The sequence below is a fragment of the Allobacillus halotolerans genome, assembly GCF_018967645.1.
GTDB classification, from domain to species: Bacteria; Bacillota; Bacilli; order Bacillales; family Alkalibacillaceae; genus Allobacillus; species Allobacillus halotolerans.
The window spans coordinates 1-23230 of record NZ_JAHLZF010000028.1; the positions used below are offsets into that span (position 1 = coordinate 1).

At 41.3% G+C, this 23230-nt stretch carries 20 protein-coding genes; 1 reads left to right on the forward strand and 19 read right to left on the reverse strand.

Annotation, left to right across the window (positions count from 1 at the left end; genetic code table 11):
- Positions 1-667: 667 nt before the first annotated feature.
- The 6 genes from KQ486_RS13230 to KQ486_RS13255 form a co-directional block, all read right to left on the reverse strand.
- Complete coding sequence (locus tag KQ486_RS13230) at positions 668-2317, reverse strand: glutathione ABC transporter substrate-binding protein (protein WP_216687923.1); 1650 nt, start codon at positions 2315-2317, stop codon at positions 668-670.
- Positions 2318-2485: 168 nt separating this feature from the next.
- Complete coding sequence (locus tag KQ486_RS13235) at positions 2486-3508, reverse strand: ABC transporter ATP-binding protein (RefSeq protein WP_216687924.1); 1023 nt, start codon at positions 3506-3508, stop codon at positions 2486-2488.
- The gene (locus KQ486_RS13240; RefSeq protein ID WP_216687925.1) at positions 3486-4511 is read right to left on the reverse strand and encodes an ABC transporter ATP-binding protein; all 1026 of its coding nucleotides are present in this window, start codon (positions 4509-4511) and stop codon (positions 3486-3488) included. The genes KQ486_RS13235 and KQ486_RS13240 overlap by 23 nt, the downstream gene beginning before the upstream one ends.
- An 18-nt stretch (positions 4512-4529) precedes the next feature.
- Entirely contained in the window at positions 4530-5450 is a 921-nt protein-coding gene (locus KQ486_RS13245) for an ABC transporter permease (protein ID WP_216687926.1), read from the reverse strand.
- Between the two features lie 13 nt (positions 5451-5463).
- Positions 5464-6360, reverse strand: coding sequence for a nickel transporter permease (nikC, locus tag KQ486_RS13250; RefSeq protein ID WP_216687927.1), 897 nt, complete (start codon positions 6358-6360; stop codon positions 5464-5466).
- A 286-nt stretch (positions 6361-6646) separates the two neighbouring features.
- The gene (locus tag KQ486_RS13255; RefSeq protein ID WP_216687928.1) at positions 6647-7798 is read right to left on the reverse strand and encodes an aminotransferase class V-fold PLP-dependent enzyme; all 1152 of its coding nucleotides are present in this window, start codon (positions 7796-7798) and stop codon (positions 6647-6649) included.
- Positions 7799-7840: 42 nt separating this feature from the next.
- On the opposite strand from KQ486_RS13255, the gene KQ486_RS13260 reads away from it, so the two are divergent.
- Complete coding sequence (locus KQ486_RS13260) at positions 7841-8533, forward strand: Crp/Fnr family transcriptional regulator (RefSeq protein ID WP_216687929.1); 693 nt, start codon at positions 7841-7843, stop codon at positions 8531-8533.
- Positions 8534-8544: 11 nt separating this feature from the next.
- Here KQ486_RS13260 and KQ486_RS13265 read toward each other — a convergent pair whose 3' ends face one another.
- The 13 genes from KQ486_RS13265 to KQ486_RS13325 all read right to left on the reverse strand — a co-directional run bounded on the left by KQ486_RS13265 (position 8545) and on the right by KQ486_RS13325 (position 22873).
- On the reverse strand, positions 8545-9021 hold the full coding sequence (locus KQ486_RS13265) for a DUF3830 family protein (RefSeq protein WP_216687930.1): 477 nt from the start codon (positions 9019-9021) through the stop codon (positions 8545-8547).
- Positions 9022-9133: 112 nt separating this feature from the next.
- Positions 9134-10273 carry an NAD(P)/FAD-dependent oxidoreductase gene (locus KQ486_RS13270; protein ID WP_216687931.1) on the reverse strand — a complete coding sequence of 380 codons (1140 nt, stop codon included), beginning with the start codon at positions 10271-10273 and terminating at the stop codon, positions 9134-9136.
- Positions 10274-10296: 23 nt separating this feature from the next.
- The gene (locus KQ486_RS13275) at positions 10297-11466 is read right to left on the reverse strand and encodes a M24 family metallopeptidase (RefSeq protein ID WP_216687932.1); all 1170 of its coding nucleotides are present in this window, start codon (positions 11464-11466) and stop codon (positions 10297-10299) included.
- A 3-nt stretch (positions 11467-11469) separates the two neighbouring features.
- Entirely contained in the window at positions 11470-12750 is a 1281-nt protein-coding gene (locus KQ486_RS13280; RefSeq protein WP_216687933.1) for a M20/M25/M40 family metallo-hydrolase, read from the reverse strand.
- 13 nt (positions 12751-12763) lie between these two features.
- Positions 12764-13960, reverse strand: a complete 1197-nt coding sequence (locus KQ486_RS13285; RefSeq protein WP_216687934.1) for a M24 family metallopeptidase — start codon at positions 13958-13960, stop codon at positions 12764-12766.
- 11 nt (positions 13961-13971) lie between these two features.
- Complete coding sequence (locus tag KQ486_RS13290) at positions 13972-15273, reverse strand: M20/M25/M40 family metallo-hydrolase (RefSeq protein WP_216687935.1); 1302 nt, start codon at positions 15271-15273, stop codon at positions 13972-13974.
- Positions 15274-15664: 391 nt separating this feature from the next.
- Entirely contained in the window at positions 15665-16918 is a 1254-nt protein-coding gene (locus KQ486_RS13295) for a M24 family metallopeptidase (protein WP_216687936.1), read from the reverse strand.
- 87 nt (positions 16919-17005) lie between these two features.
- Positions 17006-18334 (reverse strand): Sapep family Mn(2+)-dependent dipeptidase, encoded by a 1329-nt coding sequence (locus KQ486_RS13300; RefSeq protein WP_216687937.1) that lies wholly within the window; start codon positions 18332-18334, stop codon positions 17006-17008.
- A gap of 121 nt (positions 18335-18455) precedes the next feature.
- Positions 18456-18803: a (2Fe-2S)-binding protein gene (locus KQ486_RS13305; protein WP_216687938.1), complete on the reverse strand. Its 348-nt coding sequence runs from the start codon at positions 18801-18803 to the stop codon at positions 18456-18458.
- Positions 18804-18806: 3 nt separating this feature from the next.
- Positions 18807-20186 carry a 2Fe-2S iron-sulfur cluster-binding protein gene (locus KQ486_RS13310; RefSeq protein WP_216687939.1) on the reverse strand — a complete coding sequence of 460 codons (1380 nt, stop codon included), beginning with the start codon at positions 20184-20186 and terminating at the stop codon, positions 18807-18809.
- Between the two features lie 24 nt (positions 20187-20210).
- The gene (locus KQ486_RS13315) at positions 20211-21392 is read right to left on the reverse strand and encodes an NAD(P)/FAD-dependent oxidoreductase (RefSeq protein WP_216687940.1); all 1182 of its coding nucleotides are present in this window, start codon (positions 21390-21392) and stop codon (positions 20211-20213) included.
- A gap of 3 nt (positions 21393-21395) precedes the next feature.
- On the reverse strand, positions 21396-22313 hold the full coding sequence (locus KQ486_RS13320; protein ID WP_216687941.1) for a dihydrodipicolinate synthase family protein: 918 nt from the start codon (positions 22311-22313) through the stop codon (positions 21396-21398).
- A gap of 20 nt (positions 22314-22333) precedes the next feature.
- Positions 22334-22873, reverse strand: coding sequence for a helix-turn-helix domain-containing protein (locus tag KQ486_RS13325; protein WP_216687942.1), 540 nt, complete (start codon positions 22871-22873; stop codon positions 22334-22336).
- Positions 22874-23230: the final 357 nt, after the last annotated feature.

Sequence of the window (23230 nt, forward strand, 5' to 3'; positions counted from 1 at the left end):
AAGTGAAGAATTAAATCAAATATTAGTTTAACTCACAAACCGCACTCAAACTAGAGTGCGGTTTATTTGACGCTTACATTCTTAGCGTTAATTTGATATTCCTTCAGGGTTAACTCTTGGTTCTTCAGCGTTAATTTGCATTCCTTCAGGGTTAATTCTCGGATCTTCAGTGTTGATTTGTATTCCTTCAGGGTTAATTCTCGGATCTTCAGTGTTGATTTGTATTCCTTCAGGGTTAATTCTCGGATCTTCAGTGTTAATTCACATTAACCACACAAGACGCTGAGAAGATGCTGTTTCCCACAATTCAACAACTCAGTACTATATGATAGTAGAATTAACATCAAGCTAGAAAAGCCTTTACATGAAAAATAAAAAAGCCAATATCAAGTACTGTTATGAGTTACTGGATATTGGCTACGAGGTTAGTAGGGATTTTATTAAATTTGAGTTATTATTTAGCATATTTCTCCTAAAGTTAAATTATGGTTAATTATATATAAAGAATTGGTAATAATCAACTATTATATAGGTATTATAGACAACTATTTTAATATTCTATCTTGGATTTTTTTCACTCATTTTATTTAAAAGCAAAAAAAGAGACAAGGGTTTAACCTTATCTCAATAATGAAGTCCTACATTCTCTTTTTCTTTTGCATCTATGTTATTTGAGGGAAACACCATTAAACTTGTAGTATCCGTTAGCAGCAACACCGAATCCTTCTACATTGTCACTGACACCTAGAAGATATTCTGTATGGTTAACGAATACCATTGGAGCTTTTTGATTCAACATTTCAGTCGCTTCAGAGTAGAGTTTCAAACGTTCTTCCTCATCAGCAGCACGTCTAGCTTCATCAAGGATTTCATCAACTTCCGGGTCGTCAAAGAACGTCATGTTTCCAGGAAGTCCGTGGTTACTTGAATGGAATAACATATAGGTTGAATAGTCGGCATCCATTGTTGGAGTAGACCAACCAAGGATAAACATTTCGGTTTGCCCTTCCGCTGTATCATCTATAAATGCACCAAATTCCATTCCTTCAATGTTCACTGTAATATTCAGTTCGGATAATGCACTTTCAATATAAGTTGCCATGCTCATTCGTTGTGAATTATCACTATTCGTTTTTAATGAAACTTCAAAGCCGTCAGGGTAACCTGCTTCGGCAAGAAGGCTTTTAGCTTCTTCTAAATCATAACCAATTGCTTCGGCGTTAGGATCATGTCCGAATACACCTGGTGGAATTGGACCATTTGCTGGAATACTTGTTCCAACAAAGATTCCATCAATAATTTGAGATTTATCAATGGCCATTGAAATGGCTCTTCTGACGCGTTCATCATCAAATGGTTCAACTTGCGTATTAAAAGCAATAAAGTTTAAAGAAGTCGAGCTCTCCGCAAGAGAAGAAACACCTTCCATATTAGAAACACGCTCTACGTTGTCTGGCTCAATCGCATCAGCTATATGAACACTACCTGTTTCCAGCTCAGCTAAGCGAGCATCTGTTTCTGGAATTGTTCTAAACGTGATTTTTTTGATTTCAGGCATCTCACCCCAGTAGTCTTCGTTTCTTGTTAACGTAATTTGGTCACCCGGTAGGTAGTCATCATTACTAGCTAACATGAATGGACCGGATCCCACTGGGTTCTTTTCAATATACTGATCGACTTCATCCCCATTATCCATTCCTTCATAATCTGCCTCAATAATATCTGCAGACATAATAGCAGTGCTATTGTGAGCTAGGTGGTTAACGATGGCTGCAAACGCATATTCAAGATTAACTCCAAAGGTATAATCGTCGACTACCTCAACGGATTCAATGGCTGCAACAACCGATCCTCCTTGAGATGCAATCTCTGGATCCAACAAGCGATCGAAGTTTGTTTTGACAACATTTGCATCTAGCTCAGTTCCATCATGAAAAGTAACACCTTCTCTGATTTTAAAATGCCAAGTCGTATCATCAATTTGTTCCCACTCCGTCGCAAGACCTGGTTGTGGTTTTCCTTCTTCATCTAAATTGACAAGCGTTTCATAAATGTTTGTACGCACATTCCCTGAAGGAACATCATTTGATCCGTGAGCAGATAATGAAGATAGTTCAGCAGGAACGGCAATGATGACTTCATCTTCTGCTGTTTCTTCTCCACTTTCACTTTCTTCGGAAGAAGTTTCTTCACCACCATCAGTAGTTTCTTCATCAGCTTCTGTCGTTTCAGGATCTCCATCACCTGCACATGCCACTAACACAAACATGAATGCAATTGAAAGCATCAACAGAAAAAGACTTTTTGTGTTTTTCATATTTTCTCCCCCTAATTGTTTTTCATAGAATTTTTCTATGATTAAAGTTAAATATAGAACACGCAACATCATAAATCTATAAAAATTTTTACAAACCAACAACAATATTCTATATATTTATCCTATTCAGACAACTTTTCGTTTTACGAAGGAATATCGAGCCTTTTATCATACATTTTTACTATATTCCAAGCTACTGAAATCAATTTCCTCCATGTAATGACAGGCTGCAACATGATTCACCGTCTCTTGATCATTCGGTGTTCTCAACTCTGGCACTTTCTTCGCACAATATTCTGTAGCAAATGGACATCTCGTATGGAAACGGCATCCACTAGGAACATTCATCGGTGAAGGTACGTCGCCTTTCAATAATATTCGCTGGCTTTTTTTCTTCGGATTTGGTACAGGTATGGCAGATAACAGCGCCTTGGTATATGGGTGTTGAGGGTTCTCAAATATTTCCTCACTATCCCCCATTTCCACAATCTTTCCTAAATACATGACGATGATTTTATCTGAAATATGGCGGACTACACCTAAATCATGTGCGATAAAAAGATACGTCAATCCCATCTCCCGCTGCAACTTTTTAAGTAAGTTCAACACTTGTGCTTGAATAGATACATCTAAGGCCGATACCGCTTCATCGCATATAATCAACTTCGGTTTAACGGACAACGCCCGAGCAATTCCGATCCGTTGCCTTTGACCACCCGAAAACTCATGCGGAAATCGATCCGCTTGGGACGGCTGTATACCTACCAATTCCAGCAATTCAAATAAGTAATCTTCTCTTTCGCCTTTCGGGACGACTTTTTGAATATCAATCGCTTCATACAAAATTTGTCTTACTGTTTGGCGAGGGTTCAGTGATGCATATGGGTCCTGAAAAATAATTTGTAATTCACTTCTTAATTGCTTTAATTCTTTTTTGCTGACAGTCGTTAAATTGGTGCCATCAAATATAACTTCTCCTGCTGTCGGTGTTTCAAATCGAAGTATGGAACGCCCTGTCGTTGATTTTCCGCATCCCGATTCCCCTACGATAGAAACGGTTTCTCCTTCATTCACTTCAAAACTGATATCATCAACAGCTTTTACATCATTTACTTTTCCGCCGAAAAAGCCACCTTTTATTGGAAAATATTGTTTTAGACCGCTTACTTTAAGCAAGGTTGAGTGAGTCACTGACTTTCACCTCCTGATCGCCATCCCATTCTTCAGTATAGATCCAACACCTAACTTCTTGATCTTTATTCAATTCCCATAAACTCGGCAGCTTTTCTCTACATAGGTCAGTTGCATGAGGACAGCGTGGTGCGAAGCGGCATCCGACAGGCATTTCAAAAGGACTCGGAACCATTCCGTCGATTGGCGTGAGCTCCTCCTGCTTAATGTCATGTCTCGGTAATGAATTGAGAAGCCCAACTGTGTAAGGATGTTTAGGGTCTTCAAAGAGCGTTTCTACATCCGAATATTCAACAACCTTGCCTGCATACATTACTGCAACATAATCACATGTTTCTGCAACGACACCCAAATCATGGGTGATCAACATGACGGACATGCCGAGTTGATCTTGTAGGTCCTTAATGAGCTCCAAAATCTGAGCCTGGATTGTGACGTCCAGAGCTGTTGTTGGCTCATCCGCTATCAACAATTCAGGATTACTCGCCAATGCAATGGCGATCATAACCCTTTGCCTCATCCCTCCAGATAGTTCAAAAGGGTATTGCTTGATTCTTTTTTCAGGGGAAGGTATGCCCACTAATTCTAGTAGTTCAATTGTTTTCTTTTTACTTTCTGTTCTCGATAATTTTTGGTGAATATCAATTGTTTCGCTAATTTGATTCCCAATGGTATGCACGGGATTTAACGAAGTCATCGGCTCCTGGAAAATCATCGAAATCTGATTTCCTCTGATTTTCCTCATTTCCGGAATGCTTTTTTCGATCAAATTATCACCATTAAATAGTATTTCACCACCAACTATTTCTCCGGGTTCATCTAACAATTGAAGGATACTTAGTGCTGTAATACTTTTACCGGAACCAGATTCACCAACAATGCCTAGCGTTTTTCCTTTTGGCACTTCGAAAGAAACACCATCGACTGCTTTAACGACCTTCTGATCGTCAATTTTGAAATAGGTCTTCAAATCGTTTATCTTCAAGATGCTGTCATGGTCCATCAATATCCCCCCAACTCTTTAGTCTAAATCAATTCGTTTATTCAAAATTCGGTATGAAATATCCACCAATACATTCACAAAGACAAATAGTGATGCGATTACCAGAATAGACGCCTGGATGACAGGAAAGTCTCTGGAAGCAATTCGATCGACGACCAACCGACCCAGTCCATTAATCGCAAAAACAGTTTCTGTGAGCACTGCTCCTCCAAGAAGGTATCCGAACTGCAAGCCAACCACTGTAACGACTGGAATCATGGCATTTCTTAAAGCATGTCGATAGATAACGACTTTTTCTGTAACACCTTTCGCGCGAGCTGTACGAATATAGTCTTGAGAAATGATTTCCAACATGGAAGAACGGGTCATCCTCGCGATAATAGCCGCACCCGCAGTTCCTAAAGCGATGACAGGCAATATGACTTGGGAACCCGATCCCCAACCCGTCGCTGGCAACCAATCGAGTTTGACGGCAAACCATTGCATCAACATCAATCCTAACCAGAAGTTCGGCATGGATAGTCCAAACAAGGCAACTAACATAATTGTCACATCTGTAAGTGAATAACGTCTAACAGCAGATATGACACCAGCAATGACTCCAAGAAAAACACTTAAAATCGTACTATAAATCGCTAATTCCAATGTCACAAAAAATCGTGGTGCTATCTCAGAAGAAACTTCTCGTCCCGTTCGCCACGAAGTTCCGAAGTCAAATTGAACTGCGTTCGACAAAAAAGAAAGGTACTGCTGGTGTAAAGGTTCATTCAACCCCAAACGCTCATTAATATTTTCAATCGTTTCAACAGTTGCTCCTTCACCGGCTAATACTTCCGCTGGATCACCAGGTGTAATATGTAACATAATAAACACAAGAAACGTTACGCCTATCAATACAGGTACCAATTGAAGCAATCGACGTACGATAAATTTCAGCATCATTTTCACCTACCTATTTTGATTTCGGGTCTAGTGCATCACGGATTCCATCGCCGAATAAATTAAATGCTAGTACAGCAATCACAATTGCCAGTCCAGGGAATAAGGCGATATGACCCGCATCATGCATATAGCCTCTTCCGTCATTCAACATCGCTCCCCATTCCGGTGAAGGCGGCTGAGCCCCTAAACCTAGGAAGGATAAGCCACTGGCGGTTAAAATAGCGGTCGCAATGGATAACGTTGCTTGTACAATCAATGGTGAAATGACGTTGGGCAACACATGCCGGACCAAGATTCGAAAATCGCCAGCTCCAATTCCTCTCACCGCGTCAATATACTCTAATTTTTTGACCGACAACGTTGAACCACGCGCAATTCGAGCAAAAGAAGGAATGGAGTATATGGCTACGGCATAGATGACATTCACGATGTCAGGACCTAAGATACTTACAATTGCCAACGCCAACAAGATTCCTGGAAAAGCAAGTAAAATATCCATCAGTCTCATGATGACTGTGTCTATTTTCCCGCCGTAGTAACCCGAGGCAATCCCTATTGCGACACCGACAATCCCCCCCAGTGCAACAGATAAAAATCCAACGATCAATGTAATCTGTCCACCGTAGATAATTCGGGAAAATATATCCCGGCCATGCTGATCTGTTCCTAACCAATACTCAGCGCTTGGCGGTTGAAGTCTGGCAGTATAATCTACGTCATTAATCCCATTCGATAAAAAATAGGGACCGATTAACGAAACGATCGTCAGAAAAAGAATTAAGTAACCACCTACAAGTGCAGCTTTATTCCGTTTTAATTTTCGGTAAAAATCTTTCATAGAACGCAGTCTTGGGTGTTGTTTTTTCGTAGTGAGGTTGATTTTCTGTTCCTGTTTCAGTACAGCCATTTGTACCCCTCCTCAAGTAATCAGATTATTAAAGTAAATAGAATTTTACCATTTATCCGAATTCAATTCTGTATAATTTTTTACGACTTTTAATATTTATAAAATATGAATTCAAAAATTCTGTTATTCTTAAGAATCATTAAAAGTCGTAAATGGGAATAAAGAAGCTGATACTGCATTTTATTTGTGACAAGCCACTGCAATAAAAATCAATTTATCGTATAATAATGACAAGGAGCCCTCTTCCGATTAAAGGAGAGAACTCCATTCAAGAAACATTCCTTATTTACGATTGCTCGTTTACGACCTCGGCCAATGTGTCGATTGCTAGAGTAATATCGTCTTCGGTGTTATATATATGAGGGGCAACGCGAATGACGTCCTTTCTCGCCGATACGATAATACCTTTTGCTCGCATTTTTTCTTCAACTTCATTTGCATTTTCTACATAAATAGCCGTTGTTGGCGCTTTTTTCTCTACATCTTGTGGACTCATGACGGTAAATCCTTTCGCTTTGGCATACGTGAGCGCATGCGATGATAGACCTTTTAAATAAGTTTCAATTTCAGAAATGCCGACCTCCAGAATGTAATCGAGTGCTTGTTCAGCTGCATAAGCGTTCACGATCGAAGGGGTACCGGTATTAAAACGCCTCGTTTTATCTGCGTAATCAACGCCTTTCACATCAAATGCAAATGGATTGCTTTGACCGAACCAACCGGTCACTGCTGGAGTCAATTGGCTCGAAAGCTCTTTCTTCATGTAAAGAAATGTAATGCCAGGAATACCCATTAAGTATTTTTGAATCCCTGTAACCAATATGTCGACACCCATTTCTTTTACATCAATCGGGACAGCGCCTGCGGATTGATAGGCATCTACAAATAATAGCGAACCATTTTCTTTCGCGATCCTTGAGATTGAAGCCAAATCCTGAAGAGCCCCGTTGTAATAACTAACATGCGGCACACATATCAACTTCGTTTTAGGCGTTATATACTTTTCAAAGCTTTTCGAGTCGATGGTGTGGTCTGTTTCAGGGATGAAAGTGACAGGTACATTCTCCCTGAGATTCAACGATTGCAACACTTGGCCGACACACGGAAAATCAAGTTCGGTAACAACGACTTCATCATCCGAATCGAACGGAAGTGTATTGATTACCGATGAAATGGCATCTGAAACTGTTGATAGTACAGCGATTTCTTCTAGATCTGCATTAATTAACTCGGCGAATTTTCGTTTGGCACTTTCAACCTTTTCCATCCAAGCAGTCCAATTCATCCCTTGGTTTATTAACGTCTCTTGATAGGCTTGTAACCCATCAAAAACGGCTTGAGGCGGAGCGCTTTGTGAACAACTTGACAGCATCAACTGATTATTCAGTGAGGGGAAGTCTGCTTTATTTACGGGTAACTGTTTATTTAGTATTGTCATGATATACAACCTTTCATCTATTAAATTGCGGGAGTGGTCACTATGTTTCCAAATGAATATAGTATGATGAATTTTGTTAATCCTTGGTTAGATAATCTTGAATATGATTGGGAATCCGTGAAAAAGCTCGGTCAACTGATTACGATTAACAAAAACAAAACGATTTTCCATCAAAATGAAAGCTCCAACTACATATTTGTCGTCGAAAAAGGACGAATCCGCTTAACCCTGCTTTCACTTGAGGGTGAAGAAAAAGCGATTGCGATTATTGGTACCAATGGCCTCCTTGGAGAGTGCAGCTTGAACAGCAGTAATCAGTATGCTACAAATGCGGTCACTTCCACCAAAAGCCAAGTAGTCCGGATTGAACGAGAAAAATTCATTGCCCATATGATGGAAAATCCTACATCCCATCACCAATTGATGGACCTGATCACTCACAAGTATCGACTGTTATGTCTGCAATCGATGGAACTCAGTTATACGAAAGCCTTTGTCAGTGTTTGCAATACATTCGTTCATTTGGCGAAAGAATACGGAAAAAAGATAGGTGATAACAAAATAAAATTGACCATTACATTTACTCAACAAGAGATGGCCAATTTATTAGGCATCACCCGTGTGTCGATCGCAAACCATATAAAAGACCTCATCGAACAAGGCTATTTGGAAAAAGAAGATAAATACTATGTCATCACAGACATTGACGGCTTATTCGAATTGATCCAAGGCTAATCTTCCAACAACTATGCCCGGCGGATTACCATCGTTTGTTGACCGTTTTTACTGATTTCTTGACCGACAGCCTGTAAGATTTCTAAGTCTTCTTGTGAACTGACTTGAGCCATCAAATGACCTGGCAGCCAGCCCATAGGGAAAAATGTTCGTGCATCGCGACCGTAAAAAAGGCCGATATCATAGATTGGGACAGGAGCGCCACCAAAAGCATATTCAGGCATGAACGTAAACAAGACATCTCCTGGTAACGGAAAACAAGTAAGATTTTCAGGGTTCGGCTTATACAATAACTCTTTCACTTTTTCATTGGTCGGCAACTGAGCGGAAATTTCTTTCCCTGTGTACATGGCGTGCTTCACTGTGATTTCGACCGGCTCCTCAATGACTTTCCAAAAGGCTTCACACGTCTCCGGTGCCTTATCGAACAACAAATCATATTTCACGACATGATTTCCTTCAGGGAATTCAACGATAAATTGTTTCATGATAAAATCCTCCATTTTAAATTTTCTTATTAAGTAAGCTTATTTCGAACGTTTGCTTTGAAATTTAAAAGCTATAAGATTGATTCGGATACTATGAACATGCTTTTACTTTTTACACAACACTCGGTTCATTCAACAACTGATTATTTTTGAATCGATTCAGATGTAAAGACGAAATATCTATTCGAGGTTGCTTCCCGGCAATCAAGTCTGCCACGGTCTCACCGATGATTGGTGCCATCATGAATCCATGACCACTCATCCCAACGGCTTGGTAGTAATTCGATAACTCATCAACATCTCCCAATATAGCTTGGTGATCTGGCGTACTGTCATAGGTTCCATCGGTATAAGAACTGAATTCAACCTGCTCTAGTGGCGGGAACAACTCCATGCCAACCTCTGCCGCTTTCATTTGGAATTCAAAGGAGCTGAGGGTGCCTGGGTTTGCACCGAGATAACTCATATAAATGACACCGTCGGACAATTGCTTTGCCGCAAATCCTTTTTCAAATGAAATCAATAACGGCTCGATCAATCTCTGTTCGATTCGTTTCGTATAGAGAATTCTTCTTTTTTCATACTCAATCGGTAAATCAACGCCTATTGAAGCGGCTAATTCTTTAGATCCTAAACCGGCTGCATTCACGACAAAGTCAGCAGAAAGTTCGCCTCTTTTTTTCGTCCGAACGCCAGTCACTTCAGAACCTTCTAGAAGGATTTCCTCCACTTCATCATTCACGACTTGAGCTCCTGCACGTTTGGCCGCATCGGCAAATGCATTCGTGACGTGATACGCATCATCAACGAAACCATCTGTGGCACAATAAGAAGCTAAGGCAAAGTCGTCCTTGTTGATTCCAGGAATGATTTTTTCGACTTCGTTTGGTGTTAGAAACTCAGTCGGAATTCCCAATTCATTTTGCAGGTCTTTTTGTTTGCGATAATTGTTAATCGCCTCTTCCGTATGGAATGTGTACATGTATCCGACAGATTGGTACCCAATTGTTTCTTCAGGCTCCAAATGTGTATTGATATGTTCATAAAACTCAGTGGCAGCCTTGGCCATTTTACAATTGATTTCCGTTCCCCATTGCTGGCGAATTCCGCCTGGGCAAATTCCCGTAACGCCTGATGCCACGCCACCTTTATCGATGATTAATAGATTTTTATAGCCGAGCTTCGTAAGGTGGAACGCAATCGAAACTCCGATAATTCCGGCACCAACAATAATTCCTTCGTATTTTTTCATTTCATTAACTCCTTTTGTGATTACTAAATTAAAATGAGCTCATCCTGTCTTTTCGATAAATAGTCAATTCCTGTTTCAGTGACGATGACATTTTCTTCAACGATAAAGTGAATACCTTCGTCTCGTAAAAATACCGTCGGCTCAAGGGTGAATATATTCCCCTTTTCAATGGGTACATATGGCGCATCGCCATAACGTTCCCATGTCGGTCCGAGGATGCCACCACCGTCATGGACTTCTCTTCCGACTTGGTGCCCTGTTGCATGTTCGATTTCAGGATATCCTTTTTGAACGAGGTGCTGCCGTGCAACGTGGTCGACTTCATGACCTTTCATTCCCGGTTTCATGGTTTCACCTGCCAATGTGATCGCTTCATGAATCGCATCAAATGTTTGTTGAATTTTTTCTGGCGCTTTTGTTTCACCATCTTTCAAGAAATACACAGTGCGGGCGATGTCAGAGTTATAGCCTTCATAAAATACGCTGAAATCAAAAATGACTAAATCACCTTTTTCGACTTTTCGGTCGCTCGGTCCTCGATGAGCAATTCGGTCTTTCATCACGACTGGCATCGACAGCTTCCGGTCGATTCCATTAACCAACGATCTCTTTTCCAGTTCTTCAACAAACAATTGCCCCATCTCTTTTTCGGACATGCCTGCCTTCAACTGTTTGAATATGTTTTCATAGATTTCTAAGGTCAGATCGATTGCCTTCTTCACGCGTTTAATCTCCGTATCGGTCTTCACGCTTCTCAACTTTGATAGAAAAGGCTCTGACGATACGTATTCTCCTTGGAAAACCGATTGTAGATTGTCTTTAATCCAACGGAAACGCCCCTCCGTTAAACCATCGGCCAAGTGTTCATTTTTCGACTTATTCAAAGCGATTTTACTTGGATTCACCTGACGGATAAATGCCTGTAACGGCTCGCTCAATCCGGACGTATATTTAATAACCTCGTTAAACAAACCTGATTCTTCCACATCTTGTGCATCAATAGAGCTGACAATCGCTACCTTTTCATCTTCTTTGGTGAAGATGAATGCACCTGGCCCGACTGTTTTCACACCTGTCACCAATGGCAAACAAGGATCACTCGATTCACTTGTATAAATTAACCACACATCAATTTGCTCTTCCTTCAAAAACTCAATAGCTTGATCCATCTTTTCCCGTTGTGTTTCATACATTTTTTACACCTTCTCACTATTATTTACGTATGCATTAATAACGCTCGACATCAGTTCGACACCGAAGCGAAATGATTCCACTTCGATTCGTTCATCCACTTGATGTACACGTTTCAACACTTCTGTAAAAGTCGTCAATGTTGGTGACAATCCAAAAATATCGCTTTTCTGGTCGGCTATAAAACGTCCGTCTGTTCGACCTAATGCCGTAAAGCCGAGCCATTTGAAATCAAGGCCCATCTGTTTACTTTTTTGTTCGAACAGCTCGATTATTTCATTTTGGTGAGTACTTAAGTAACCCGGTTCAAACGTAATGATCTCTACGTTCAGGTCTTCATCCAATTCACACATCTCTATAAAATGCCAAACGTCCGCTTCAGTCATTTCAGGTAAAATTCGCAAGTCGATTGTTATTGCCCCTTTGGATGGAAGGACGTTCAATGGACCCTCGCCAACCTCAATCGACTGAATCGTAAAAGTAGGACGTTTCATGTATTCAAGTAAATTTGCAGCAAATGTACCTTGTTCACTTTCTTTTTCCATCAATGGTTTTAATTCATTCTCAAACTGTTGGACGTAAGGTTGCTGGCCATCACCTTCTGGCGTGCGGATCAACCGCTCGGCATTTTCTGCTAATTTCAAAACAAGCATATCGTCTGGAGGCGCTGCTGCATGGCCACCATCGCCTTCAGCTTCCAACCGAATGATGGCAGATCCTTTTTCAGCGGTAGCATAAAGCATATACGGATAATTCTTTTCATGATCTTCAATCAAAAACCCGCCACCTTCACTTAAGACAGTTGTTTGAGTGAAAATCTCTGGAAAATTTCGGCTCAAAAAGGCCATTCCTTCTTGACTGCCATTTTCTTCATCAGCCGTTACAACGAAATGAATTTTCCGATTACGTTCGTTCAATTGAGCTGCTTCGATGAACGCATTGGCATGCATCGCTGTTAATTGTTTCGTATCCAAAGTGCCTCGTCCCCAAATGCACTCATCCACTTCCATCGCAGAGAATGGCGGATACGTCCATTCCTTCTCGTTCACGGAAACAACATCCATATGCGAAAGTAAGACAAGCGGCGGCAAAGCATCTTGTTCAGGAACAGTTGCCTCCAAAGTAGAAACAAAATTCGGGCGCTTTTCCTCGCTATAGTAAATGTGATAGGAAAGATCATATTCAGTCAAATAGTCGCCGAGGATTTCCAATCCTTTGATTTCATTACCGTTTGCATTGATGGTTTCAGCTTGTGTAAGCTTTTGAAACAACTTTTTCACATCCATGTTTCTCACCTTCCTAAGACGGAATTAACACCAACTCTTTTTGTGATTGACTAAGAATTTCAGCACCTTCCTCTGTCAACACAACATTCTCTTCCACTAAAATACACGGTAGTCCATCATCTTGTATGACAGTCGGTTCGATCGCATACACTTCGCCAACTTGCAGAACACCTTCTACCTCTGGACGTCTTGGTGTTTTGACCGGTCCTAAAATCGTTCCGCCATCATGTGTGTCTCTTCCGACTTGGTGGCCGACCGAGTGCTTGATTGTCGGATAACCCGCTTCTTCAATAACCTTTCGACCTATCGAGTCAACCTCATGCCCTTTCATGCCAGGCTTCATTTGCTCAATTGTTGTATGAATAGCTTTGACGGCCGTCTGAAATGCACGCTCGACATCTTTAGGCGCTTCTTCCTCATCAGGCTTTAGGAAATAAATCGTCCGTGCAATATCTGAAACATAATTTTTATACTTCAAACTGAAATCAAATATCACGATATCGCCTGGCTTTACGACATAATCAGATGGCTTCCGGTGTGACAAACCGTGACTGACTGCACAAACCATCGGCGGATCGAATGCATTTCCAAGTCCATTTGAGACGCCCCTTGCTTTCATTTCTTTTACAAACAGCTGACCCATTTCAATTTCGGTCATACCTGCTTTTACTTGTTTAAATACAGCCGCATACACTTCATCTGTTAAATGAACTGCTTGCTTAATTAGTTTCATTTCTTCAGGGGACTTCTTACTTCGTATTTGTTTTAACATCGGTTCACTGCTGACTTCGACATCGGTGAGTGTTTCTTCTCCAATCACTTCACTGAGCCATTGATAGAGACCCGCTGTCAGGCCATCACATAAATGATCGGACTCAGATATATTCAAAGCCATTTTCTGAATATCCAATTCATTGTATAACTCCAAAAATGCCTCATCGACAGATGCTTCATATTGCCTGACTTCACTAAATAAACCGGTATCTTTGTAGCTTCCATAATCACTGGCAGATGTCAAAACGACATGTTCACCATTCGATCGGATAAAAACAGCCGCTAAATGGACGGACCGAACACTGATCAACAAAGGACTCGATGGGTCTGTACCTTCCCTCGTCAAAATGAGCCATGTATCGATATTATTTTCCTGCATTAGTTGGACCGCTTGTGCTAACTTTTCTTGCGTAATCATTGAATCTCCTAATTGCATGTCTTCACTCCTCAACTGAACTTTTGAACTAGCTTAATCATCTGAGATAACCCTATTTGAAACGACCGGATGCTAATTCGTTCATCCACTCCATGTACCATCTGAATGACTTCATTAAAAGGCATATCTCGATCCGTTGGACAGTATCCTAAGACATTGGCACCCATTGGAGCGACGTGTCGCCCGTCACTGCTTCCAATCGACAAATAAGGAATGACTTTATGTCCCGGTAAATCTTGATTTAGTACCGTCTCGATTTGTTCCATTTGTTGCGGTTTCAAATTTGATTCGTACCCCTGTGAAAAGGATAAAAGCCGATACGTTATGTCAGTTTCTTTTAATGCATCATCCAGCCACTCCGTGAGTTCTTCTTCCGTTACACTAGGCAACATTCTACAATCAATCGTAAGTTGGAATGCGAGAGATGTGTTGCCATCTTTTGTGTTTGCTTGGACCCAATTCGTCGGTGAAAACGTCGTTTGAGTCATCGCTTTCATCAAACGGCCAAGTGAAGCTGGAAGCTCTTCTTCGATAAAGTCTTCTGCTTTGTTCACATCAAAAGTCTTGTCCGTTTCTTGTGCAATCCGTTCAAACATCTGCTTAACCATTTCCGGCATCGATTCGCGACCGGATAATTGCTTTAACCGCTTGAGTATCTTCGTCAAGTCATGTAACGCTTGATGGTCTGGCAAATATGGATTCGATCCTTTTTGTTTGTAAAAATTAAGCTCAATGCGCGCCACACCTTTTTGGCCTAGTTCAACTAAATGAAACGGAAGATTTTCTATCACTAATGGAAAACCACCGCCTTCATTGAAGACAATTTTTCCTTCAAACGAATCATTTGTTGCGGATAGATAAGGAAGCAAACCAAACTCACTTCCCCGCTCTTCATCCGATGTCACAATCATCTTAATTGGCTTTTCAATCCCTTGACGTTTCAACGCGATTAATGTAAATAAGTGGATCGCCGTCAACTGCTTTGTATCAATGGTTCCTCTACCCCATATGTAATTATCTTTTATCTCGCCGGAAAACGGAGGAACCGACCACGCTTCTTCTTTCGCTGGAACCACATCAATATGAGATAACAAGAAAATGACAGGTGACTCTCTGGCCGACAACATAATTTCCAAATTACCACGGTCCGTTGCCGTTGCCGTAAAACGAGTGAACAATCCCTCTTTTTCAGCCACCGATTGAATAAAAGTCAAAGCTGGCTTTTCCTTCAACGCATCATAGCTCGTATTCATTTGAATGAGTTGCTGTAAAAATTGAATGGCTTCTTGTTTTAATGAAGAATCCAAATTCATCAAACTCAACTCCTTTCTGTTGGCAAACCGATCATTCATCCCTGTTTTACCGAATCGATTGACATCAGTATAGCTGAATATTTCGAATATTGATGTAAAGCTTTTTACAAGCAAGATAAATAAATTTACCGATTGATAAATTGAAACCCTTCAACGTTGATTCGTACGGATTCAGTCTTAATTTGGTTTTCTTCAGTGTTATTTTACGGAGCTTCAGGGTTCATTCGCATGGCTTCAGTGTTATTTTGCGTTCCTTCAGGGTTAATTCGTATTCCTTCAGTGTTAGTTCACAAAGCTTCAACATTCCACGCAGCTCCTCATCGCACATAAAAAAAGCACCGACCGAAGTCAGTGCCTACTTTACTCATATGATTGTTCGTCTTTAAATAATCTATCGAATTAAATAAAAGTTTTCTTGCATTGGACTTAAGTAATATGCCTGTCCATCTGCTACAGCAATCGGTTGTTCTAAATATACGTATGTCTCTTGCTCCCACTCAGGCACATAACCTTTCACATTAAATTCGAGGGCATATGCAGAATCATTTATGATTTTGTAGTCGCCTCTTTGCGGAATGCGTTCTTGGCGATCATACAAACCAATCGTTGGGCCCGCTTCATGACAATGGTAACCGATTGGATGTGAGTAAAGCATTGGTTGAAGTTCTTGAGCTTTAGCCACTTCAATCGCACGTTCAAAAATGTCGTTTCCGGTTTCACCGACTACAAATTCATTCAATGCGATCGAAGCGAACGTCATTCCTTGTTCCAACAGATTCTTCAATCCGTCCGGCGCATCCGTTTCATTTGGATAAAGTACATAGCCGAGCTGCTGCATGTCTGTAGAAATGCCTAAATAAGTGATCCCAAAATCAATATGGACGATATCACCATTTTTAATCACGGTACCAGACAAGCGATCGACCGGTGCGCCTTTACGTTGTACATCAATCGTCGGATAAAACGACGTTTTCAGTCCTAGGTCCATAACTTTCTGTCGTAACCAATCGACGACATCTTCACAAGTTGTTACACCTGGAACGATGACTTCATTGGATAACGCTGTACGACAGATTTCTGTCGTTAGATCAGTCAAGTAAGGATAGACCGTCATTTCTTCTTTGCTTCTTTTTAGGAACCAATGCACCGAAGCTTTCTCTGAGCTGATGAACTTATCATGAAAACGAGAATCTATGTTTTCCAACAATACATCATAAAGGCTCGCCGATAACCCATCAGATACAGGGACATGTTTTGAACGGTTAATCGCAATATGTTCTGGGTCCAATTGATTCAATAAATCATTCAAACATTCCCATTCCGTTTGTTTCTGACGGTCCCAAACACACGTATAATATTGATCGATTGTCGGAATCGGAAGTCCAATCCAGTACCGGTGTAATTGCTGTTGGTCATCCAAATGAAACAGACACATACCAATTCTCCGGGTATCATCATGCTTCGAAGGTGTAAAGGTGGCGGTCAACGGATCTTCATTATACTCCTTACTGATTGTTAGCCATGTATGAATCTCGCTTTCTTGCATCGATTCCTTCAATACGTCATTGAGTCGTGTATGTAACCATTCATCCTGAACAGCTTCTCTTTTGCTTAACGGTAAAATCGATTGTTCTCGTTTTATCATCATCCACACTCCTATTCAATTTAATAACGACTCTCAATGGGCGTTATTGAATTATCTATTTATCTATCATTCCATTGATGAAGCATTTTATTGACTGAGCGACCGGATCGCCTCTTCATAGATGACTAACCAATCCTTCATCATATAAAGCGGTACATTTTCATTCGTTTGGTGGGCTGTCACTGGCTCATCTGGATAAACCGCGCCGAAAGCAATGACACGATCCGGATAAATGCGTGCATAGGTACCACCCGAGATGGCTTTCGGGTTTTCATTGCGACCCGTGCATTCCTCATAAACAGTTAATAGCTTCTTGATCATCGGGTGGTCCACATCAAAATTCACAGGAGCTTTCGCTTGGTCCAACTGATACGTCAACGCATATTGCTTCATGGCCGTAGCCAGTTTTTCCGCCATGACCTCTTCCTGTAATGAAGCTGGATAACGCAAATCCAATGTCACCGTCAATCCATCTTCTTCCGTATACAGACGTGTCGCTTTCATGCTCAATTTCCCATCATCATCTTCACAATTGATACCTAACGCCTTGCCGCTCTCATCCAACAGTAAAGTTTTAATCCTCATAAGACTATATTTCGTTTCCTGCTCCGCATCTCCGCAGATCGTCAACAAGTGATCGACAATGCTAGCAATCGCCTCACTATCTTCCTCCAACACATCTACTTTCACTTGTCCGCTCCCAATTTCTTCAACCTTCTGTACCGCATGTAATCCTTCCATCATTTTCATATCATCTATGCCAAGTGTATAACTCCCTGACTGCGGCTTAACATTTTTGCTGAATCCCACCGAAACCACCTGCAAACAAGAATCCCCACGAATCGGAAGCTTCACTTCAAATGGCATAATCCCCTGTTCTTTAATCGTCACAGGAAAATAAGCATCTGGCGTAAAACCAAAAACCGGTGCAGGCATGTGTTGTTTATACGTTGCCAGACAATCCATTCCACTCTCTTCATCACCGCCGATAACTAGACGAATGCCTTTTTGTGGGTTAAACCCTTGATCTTTTAAGCGTTTCATCGCATACAATACAGCCAATGTCGGACCCTTGTTATCCAGTGTGCCCCGGCCATACATCCGCCCATCTTGAATCTCACCTGAGAAAGGTGGCTGAATCCAACGGTCGGCACCATCCACCGTCACCACATCAATATGCGAAAAGATGCCGATATACTCTTCAGATTGTCTTGTATCATAGTCGATCATCAACACTTTCTGATCGAGTTCATGAACGTGAAACCCAAAAGACTCCGCAAGCTTACGGACAAAAGAAAAAGCCTCCTTCACGCCTTCCCCGTAAGGTGCATCCTGCTGTGGCTTTGATTTGACACTGTCCATCTGAATCAATTGCTTCAACTGGTTCAAATAATCATCGAACAATGAATGTTCCAAGCAACCTCCCCCTTTCAACTCGTCTCAGTATCTCAAACAATGCCAATCTGACATATAAAATTTTTGACAAAATACATTTCGATTCAAACTATTCAGACATAGCACAGTGTAAAAAAAGGACTTACTTGGAAATAAAGTCCTTGATCAATACTGGTTTGACCGGCTGTCTCGTATTGAATGGTTCCGTTGAAAGCAGTTGGCCGGTTTGTTTTTCAAACCACGTTCGTAAAGAATGTTCACAATATCTTCCTTGGCAAAGGCCCATTCCACAGCGTGTATACAACTTCAACGAATTGAGTGACGATAACGAAGGCAACTCAGCGAATGCTTGATTCAACGTATCGGTCTTGACCCGTTCACATTTACACAAATACGTGTCCTCTTGGTTCAATAACTGAAACATGACTTCTTGGCTTAACGTTGTCTGTTCATTTAACATGCTTGAAAACGTTTCTGCTTTTCGTTTCATCCGTTAATATTTATTGAACCGCTGTTCAACCGACTCCCCATGTTTACGAAGGACGGCCAGCCCGGCGATCCTCCCTTCAAGTTCAGCGAGCTCAGCGCCACCAATGCCTGTCATTTCACCCGTAACAAATAACGAACTGACCGACGACTCCATCTCCTCCGAATGCTTTGCGACCCAGCCGCCATCTTCAAACAGATATTCCATGTCGCAACCGGCCTGTCGAGCCAACTCAGACGACGCATTGAAACCGAAATTCATGCCAAGCACATCACAGTTCACATAAAGATTTTCACTGAAATCGATAGATCTACCATCCGCTGACAACTTGGAAAATTGAACAGTTTTCTTCGTTTCATCCCCTGTAATGGAGGACGGAACGAACCCGAGATGAACGTCTACATCCGCTTTTTGAATCATTCGATAGGCGCGGAGCAACTCCTGTGCTTTGCCGATTTGTTTCATCCCTTGAACAGAAAAGCCCAAAAGCTCTTTGATATTAGGAACATGTTGAGAAAGATAAATGGATGTGACATTGCCACCTGACTGAATGATTTCCACCGCGGCAATGAACAAAAAAGGATGCGTACCAGCAAGTACAATTTCATCACCAGGAACAAATCGTTGTGATTTCGCAAAAACTTGAAGAGCTCCTGCTGCCATCACGCCCGGTAAATGCCAACCTGGAATCGTCAATAAACGATCGTAAGCCCCGGCACTCAAAATGACCTGTTTTGCTCGAATCGATTTTTCATTACTAATATGAAGCTCGAAAATGTCTTCCGATTCACGGTGTTCATGATTCCACACCGTTTGTTGTTCGATACCCAAGACAGATCGATTCATATACCAATCCACGTGAGGATGATGTTCATGCTTGAAAACGAATTTCTCACATTTTCCAGGTACATTGAATTCCCTTGGTGGCTGACGATAAATTTGTCCTCCAGGCAAGTCTTGTTCATCAATCACAGCTACTTGCAAATCGCTTGTCACTAACTCATCAAGTGCCCCTAAACCAGAAGGGCCGCCTCCAATAATCACGACATCATAGATTTTTTCATTTTGTTTTCCGACCGAATTCCCAACCGAATCAACAAACGGCTCGCTTTCCATAACGTCCTCTACGCCTGTCGTGAACACTTCCATCCCGTCTTCTGCTTTAGTCATACAACTTCTGACTGTACCTTGACCTTTCACCTGAACGGAACATTCATAACAAACGCCCATATTACACATCGGCGCCCGTTTGACTCCGGCTTCCAACTCACTAAACGCAAGACATTTTTGTTGCATGAGAACCGTTGCGAGCGATTGTCCTTTTATTATTGTAGTTTTTTCGCCATCGATGAACAGTTCAATTAACTCTTTATGATTCTCTTTCATTTGCTTCACCTAATCACTTCCATTTCACAGCATAAACATATTTAAATGTGAAAATTTCTTTGGACTGAACGCATCAATTGAGTAATCCGTTTTTCCGTGCACAATCAAATCCGTCAATATCTTTCCGTACAACGGTCCATAAGTGAACCCTGAACCACCACCTGCAATAAACAACCCTTTCCGTTCGGGAAATTCGCCTATAAGCGGTAACTGATCAGCCGTGACACCCGTCACCCCTGGCCACGAGCGCAACAATCGAAAGTTTTGTACTTCCGGAACCAAGTGAGCTGCAATTTTTACGTTTTCTTTCACAAAATGATTTAAGATCTTTGGTGATCGGTCAAAATCGACCTTGCCGTTCGTTTGTTGAAATTGAGTTGGCCATCCACCACCAATCAAGATGTTTCCATCCTCAACTTGTTTCATCGAAATCCGACGACCGATATGCTGGATCAAATGATGGATCGTAGGTTTCACACGCTCTGTAATATTCATTAACAGCGGAACTGGAAAAATCGGAATATGGAGTCCAGCCATATAACCGACCTCTTGTGCCCAAGCTCCGGATGCAATAACGACATTATCCGTAATAATCGTATCCTCGTGATTTAATCCAACTTCCCATAGATCCCCATACTGTGTCAGACTCGTCACACTCGTTTCGGTTAAAATGGATGCTCCATTCTCCGTCGCCCGCTTTGCGAATTGCGGAATGACATGTCTCGGATTCGCGTGCCCTTCCATCGGGCAAAAACTGGCCATTTTAAACGATTGCGTTATGTAAGGAGCAATTTCCCTCACTTCATCCCTTGTCATCAATTCTGTATCTAAACCATATTTTTTCTCTAACTCATATTTTTTTTTCAGTAATTCGACTTCCTCATCCGTTTCAGCAATCATAAATCCACCATGCTGCACTACATCAAGCTTGGCGTCTAATTCATCCTCTACATTCGCCCACATCTTTTCCGAGTCCTTTGATAAAGGAATCAACTCTTTCAATTCATTCTCAAGCTCTTGCCAATGAAGGATTAGACGATGCTCTAATTGAAAATGCAAACTCCCAGCGTTTTGACCGGAAGCCTGACGGTTGATTTGCCCACGCTCGACCAACGTCACAGACTTATTTTCCTTCGATAGGTAATAAGCTGTCGCACAGCCAACCAGTCCGCCACCAATGACAACAACATCACTTGTCATCTTCATCGTTTAGATTCCTTCAACTTCATCTAACGTCACCTTGACGAATTCTTTCTCCTGCTCCGTCAATGGCAAAATCGGCTTTCTAGGATACCCACCTGGGAGACCTCGTAAATTAAGCGCTTCTTTCGTAATACTTTGCGGTGAACCATACTTCGCCGAAAAATCCGAGTTAAAAAATTGACTGAACAAAAAGGCATCCTTTCGCCCATTCTTTAAAGCTTCTTCTTTATTTCCTTCCCACAAATAGTTATAGAAATCTGGATGAACCCGACCTAAAATTGCGCCGGCCCCCATCGTGCCATCACCACCAAGATTTTTCACATACTCATAGCCAATATCATTCATCGGGAAACCGAAGTATCTGATCTCATCTTTTACCGCATAAAAAGCTTTAATAAAATGCCCAAAATCAGGCGTTGAATTTTTCACTGCTACAACCTTGTCTAGCTTCGCCAATCTCGTAAGCAAATCAACTGACAGATCGACATTCGTCCCACGAGGCCAATTATAAATACAAATCGGCAAATCGACCCGGTCACTAATTTCCTCATAATACGCAAAAACCTCTTCTTCATTCGGCACGACATATGGAGGCGGCGCGACTAAAATGCCAGATACATTCACTTCTGAAGCGGTCTTTGCCAAATCGACAACTTGGTCTGCCGTATACGCAGTACACCCGACAATGACAGGAATCCTGTTATTCACATGCTTTGAGGCTGTACGGAACAACTCCTTTTGTTCCTCAACCGACTGACTGAACCATTCACCCGTCGTCCCGTTTACCAACAGACCGTGCATTCCTTCATCAACTAACCAATGAAGTAACTCTTCCCAGCCTTCCCAATCAACTTCACCATTTTCAAGAAACGGCGTCGTAATGGCTGGGATATACCCTTTCCAATCCACTGTGTTGCGATCCATTCCTATTCCCCCCTTCTAAACTAAGCACTAACGTGTACAAATGTAACTGTCTGTTCCGTAAAATTCATCCAATTATGTGGCACGCTTGATTTCATATGAATACTCTCACCTGGATGGATATCGATGGACTCCTCATCAAATTTGATCGTCAATACACCATCCAATACATAAATAAATTCCTCTCCGCTATGTGGCATTGGCTTAGCACTTTCTTTACGCGGTTCCAAATGAATCATCGATGGCGCCAAAGAACGGTTTGGAAAGTCACCAGACAAATCATTGTAATTGAATGCTATATTCTTTGCTTTTGCCGAAGTTGCTTGCTTATGTATGGCGATGTTCTTTTTAAGAGTAACTGGTTGTTCCCGTTCAAAAAAGTAGCTCGGCGTTACGTGGAATACCTCAGCTATTTTCATCAACGACTCAATTGTGATGGAGCTTTTATTCGTTTCCACTTGAGATATAAAACTTATCGACAACTCCGTTTTATCGGATACTTCCTTAAGCGTCATCCCGTGCTCTTTCCTCAATTGTCTTAGATTTTTACCGATTGTGTTCATAGTATCTGCTTCTCCTAATTACAGTGTTCATGAAATGTTTTTAAGTGACACTTAAATTACGGTTGAATTTAGCATAATGATGAAGGGAAGTCAACTATGTATGCAGAAAATTCAAAGATAAAGAACGATCCCAAATAAAACAAGATCAGCCTATCGTCTCTCCCTGACCCGGAGGAAACGATTCATAACCGAAATAAGTTTTTAGAATTTGTTGTTCTTTTGTTGGCATAGGGGGGGAAACTCCTTTTGGTTTACAAATAGTGTTAAATATAGTTAATTCTGGTTCATCACTATAAGTTGTGGTGAACATTGAAAAAAGTAGAACCTTCCTCTAATGTGATAAGTAACCAACAAATA

Coding starts and splice junctions, on each gene's coding strand:
- KQ486_RS13230 (WP_216687923.1), bottom strand. CDS start 2,317: ATGAAAAACACAAAAAGTCTTTTTCTGTTGATGCTTTCAATTGCATTC.
- KQ486_RS13240 (WP_216687925.1), bottom strand. CDS start 4,511: ATGGACCATGACAGCATCTTGAAGATAAACGATTTGAAGACCTATTTC.
- KQ486_RS13245 (WP_216687926.1), bottom strand. CDS start 5,450: ATGCTGAAATTTATCGTACGTCGATTGCTTCAATTGGTACCTGTATTG.
- nikC (WP_216687927.1), bottom strand. CDS start 6,360: ATGGCTGTACTGAAACAGGAACAGAAAATCAACCTCACTACGAAAAAA.
- KQ486_RS13255 (WP_216687928.1), bottom strand. CDS start 7,798: ATGACAATACTAAATAAACAGTTACCCGTAAATAAAGCAGACTTCCCC.
- KQ486_RS13260 (WP_216687929.1), top strand. CDS start 7,841: ATGTTTCCAAATGAATATAGTATGATGAATTTTGTTAATCCTTGGTTA.
- KQ486_RS13265 (WP_216687930.1), bottom strand. CDS start 9,021: ATGAAACAATTTATCGTTGAATTCCCTGAAGGAAATCATGTCGTGAAA.
- KQ486_RS13270 (WP_216687931.1), bottom strand. CDS start 10,273: ATGAAAAAATACGAAGGAATTATTGTTGGTGCCGGAATTATCGGAGTT.
- KQ486_RS13275 (WP_216687932.1), bottom strand. CDS start 11,466: ATGTATGAAACACAACGGGAAAAGATGGATCAAGCTATTGAGTTTTTG.
- KQ486_RS13280 (WP_216687933.1), bottom strand. CDS start 12,750: ATGGATGTGAAAAAGTTGTTTCAAAAGCTTACACAAGCTGAAACCATC.
- KQ486_RS13285 (WP_216687934.1), bottom strand. CDS start 13,960: ATGCAATTAGGAGATTCAATGATTACGCAAGAAAAGTTAGCACAAGCG.
- KQ486_RS13290 (WP_216687935.1), bottom strand. CDS start 15,273: ATGAATTTGGATTCTTCATTAAAACAAGAAGCCATTCAATTTTTACAG.
- KQ486_RS13295 (WP_216687936.1), bottom strand. CDS start 16,918: ATGATAAAACGAGAACAATCGATTTTACCGTTAAGCAAAAGAGAAGCT.
- KQ486_RS13305 (WP_216687938.1), bottom strand. CDS start 18,803: ATGAAACGAAAAGCAGAAACGTTTTCAAGCATGTTAAATGAACAGACA.
- KQ486_RS13310 (WP_216687939.1), bottom strand. CDS start 20,186: ATGAAAGAGAATCATAAAGAGTTAATTGAACTGTTCATCGATGGCGAA.
- KQ486_RS13315 (WP_216687940.1), bottom strand. CDS start 21,392: ATGAAGATGACAAGTGATGTTGTTGTCATTGGTGGCGGACTGGTTGGC.
- KQ486_RS13320 (WP_216687941.1), bottom strand. CDS start 22,313: ATGGATCGCAACACAGTGGATTGGAAAGGGTATATCCCAGCCATTACG.
- KQ486_RS13325 (WP_216687942.1), bottom strand. CDS start 22,873: ATGAACACAATCGGTAAAAATCTAAGACAATTGAGGAAAGAGCACGGG.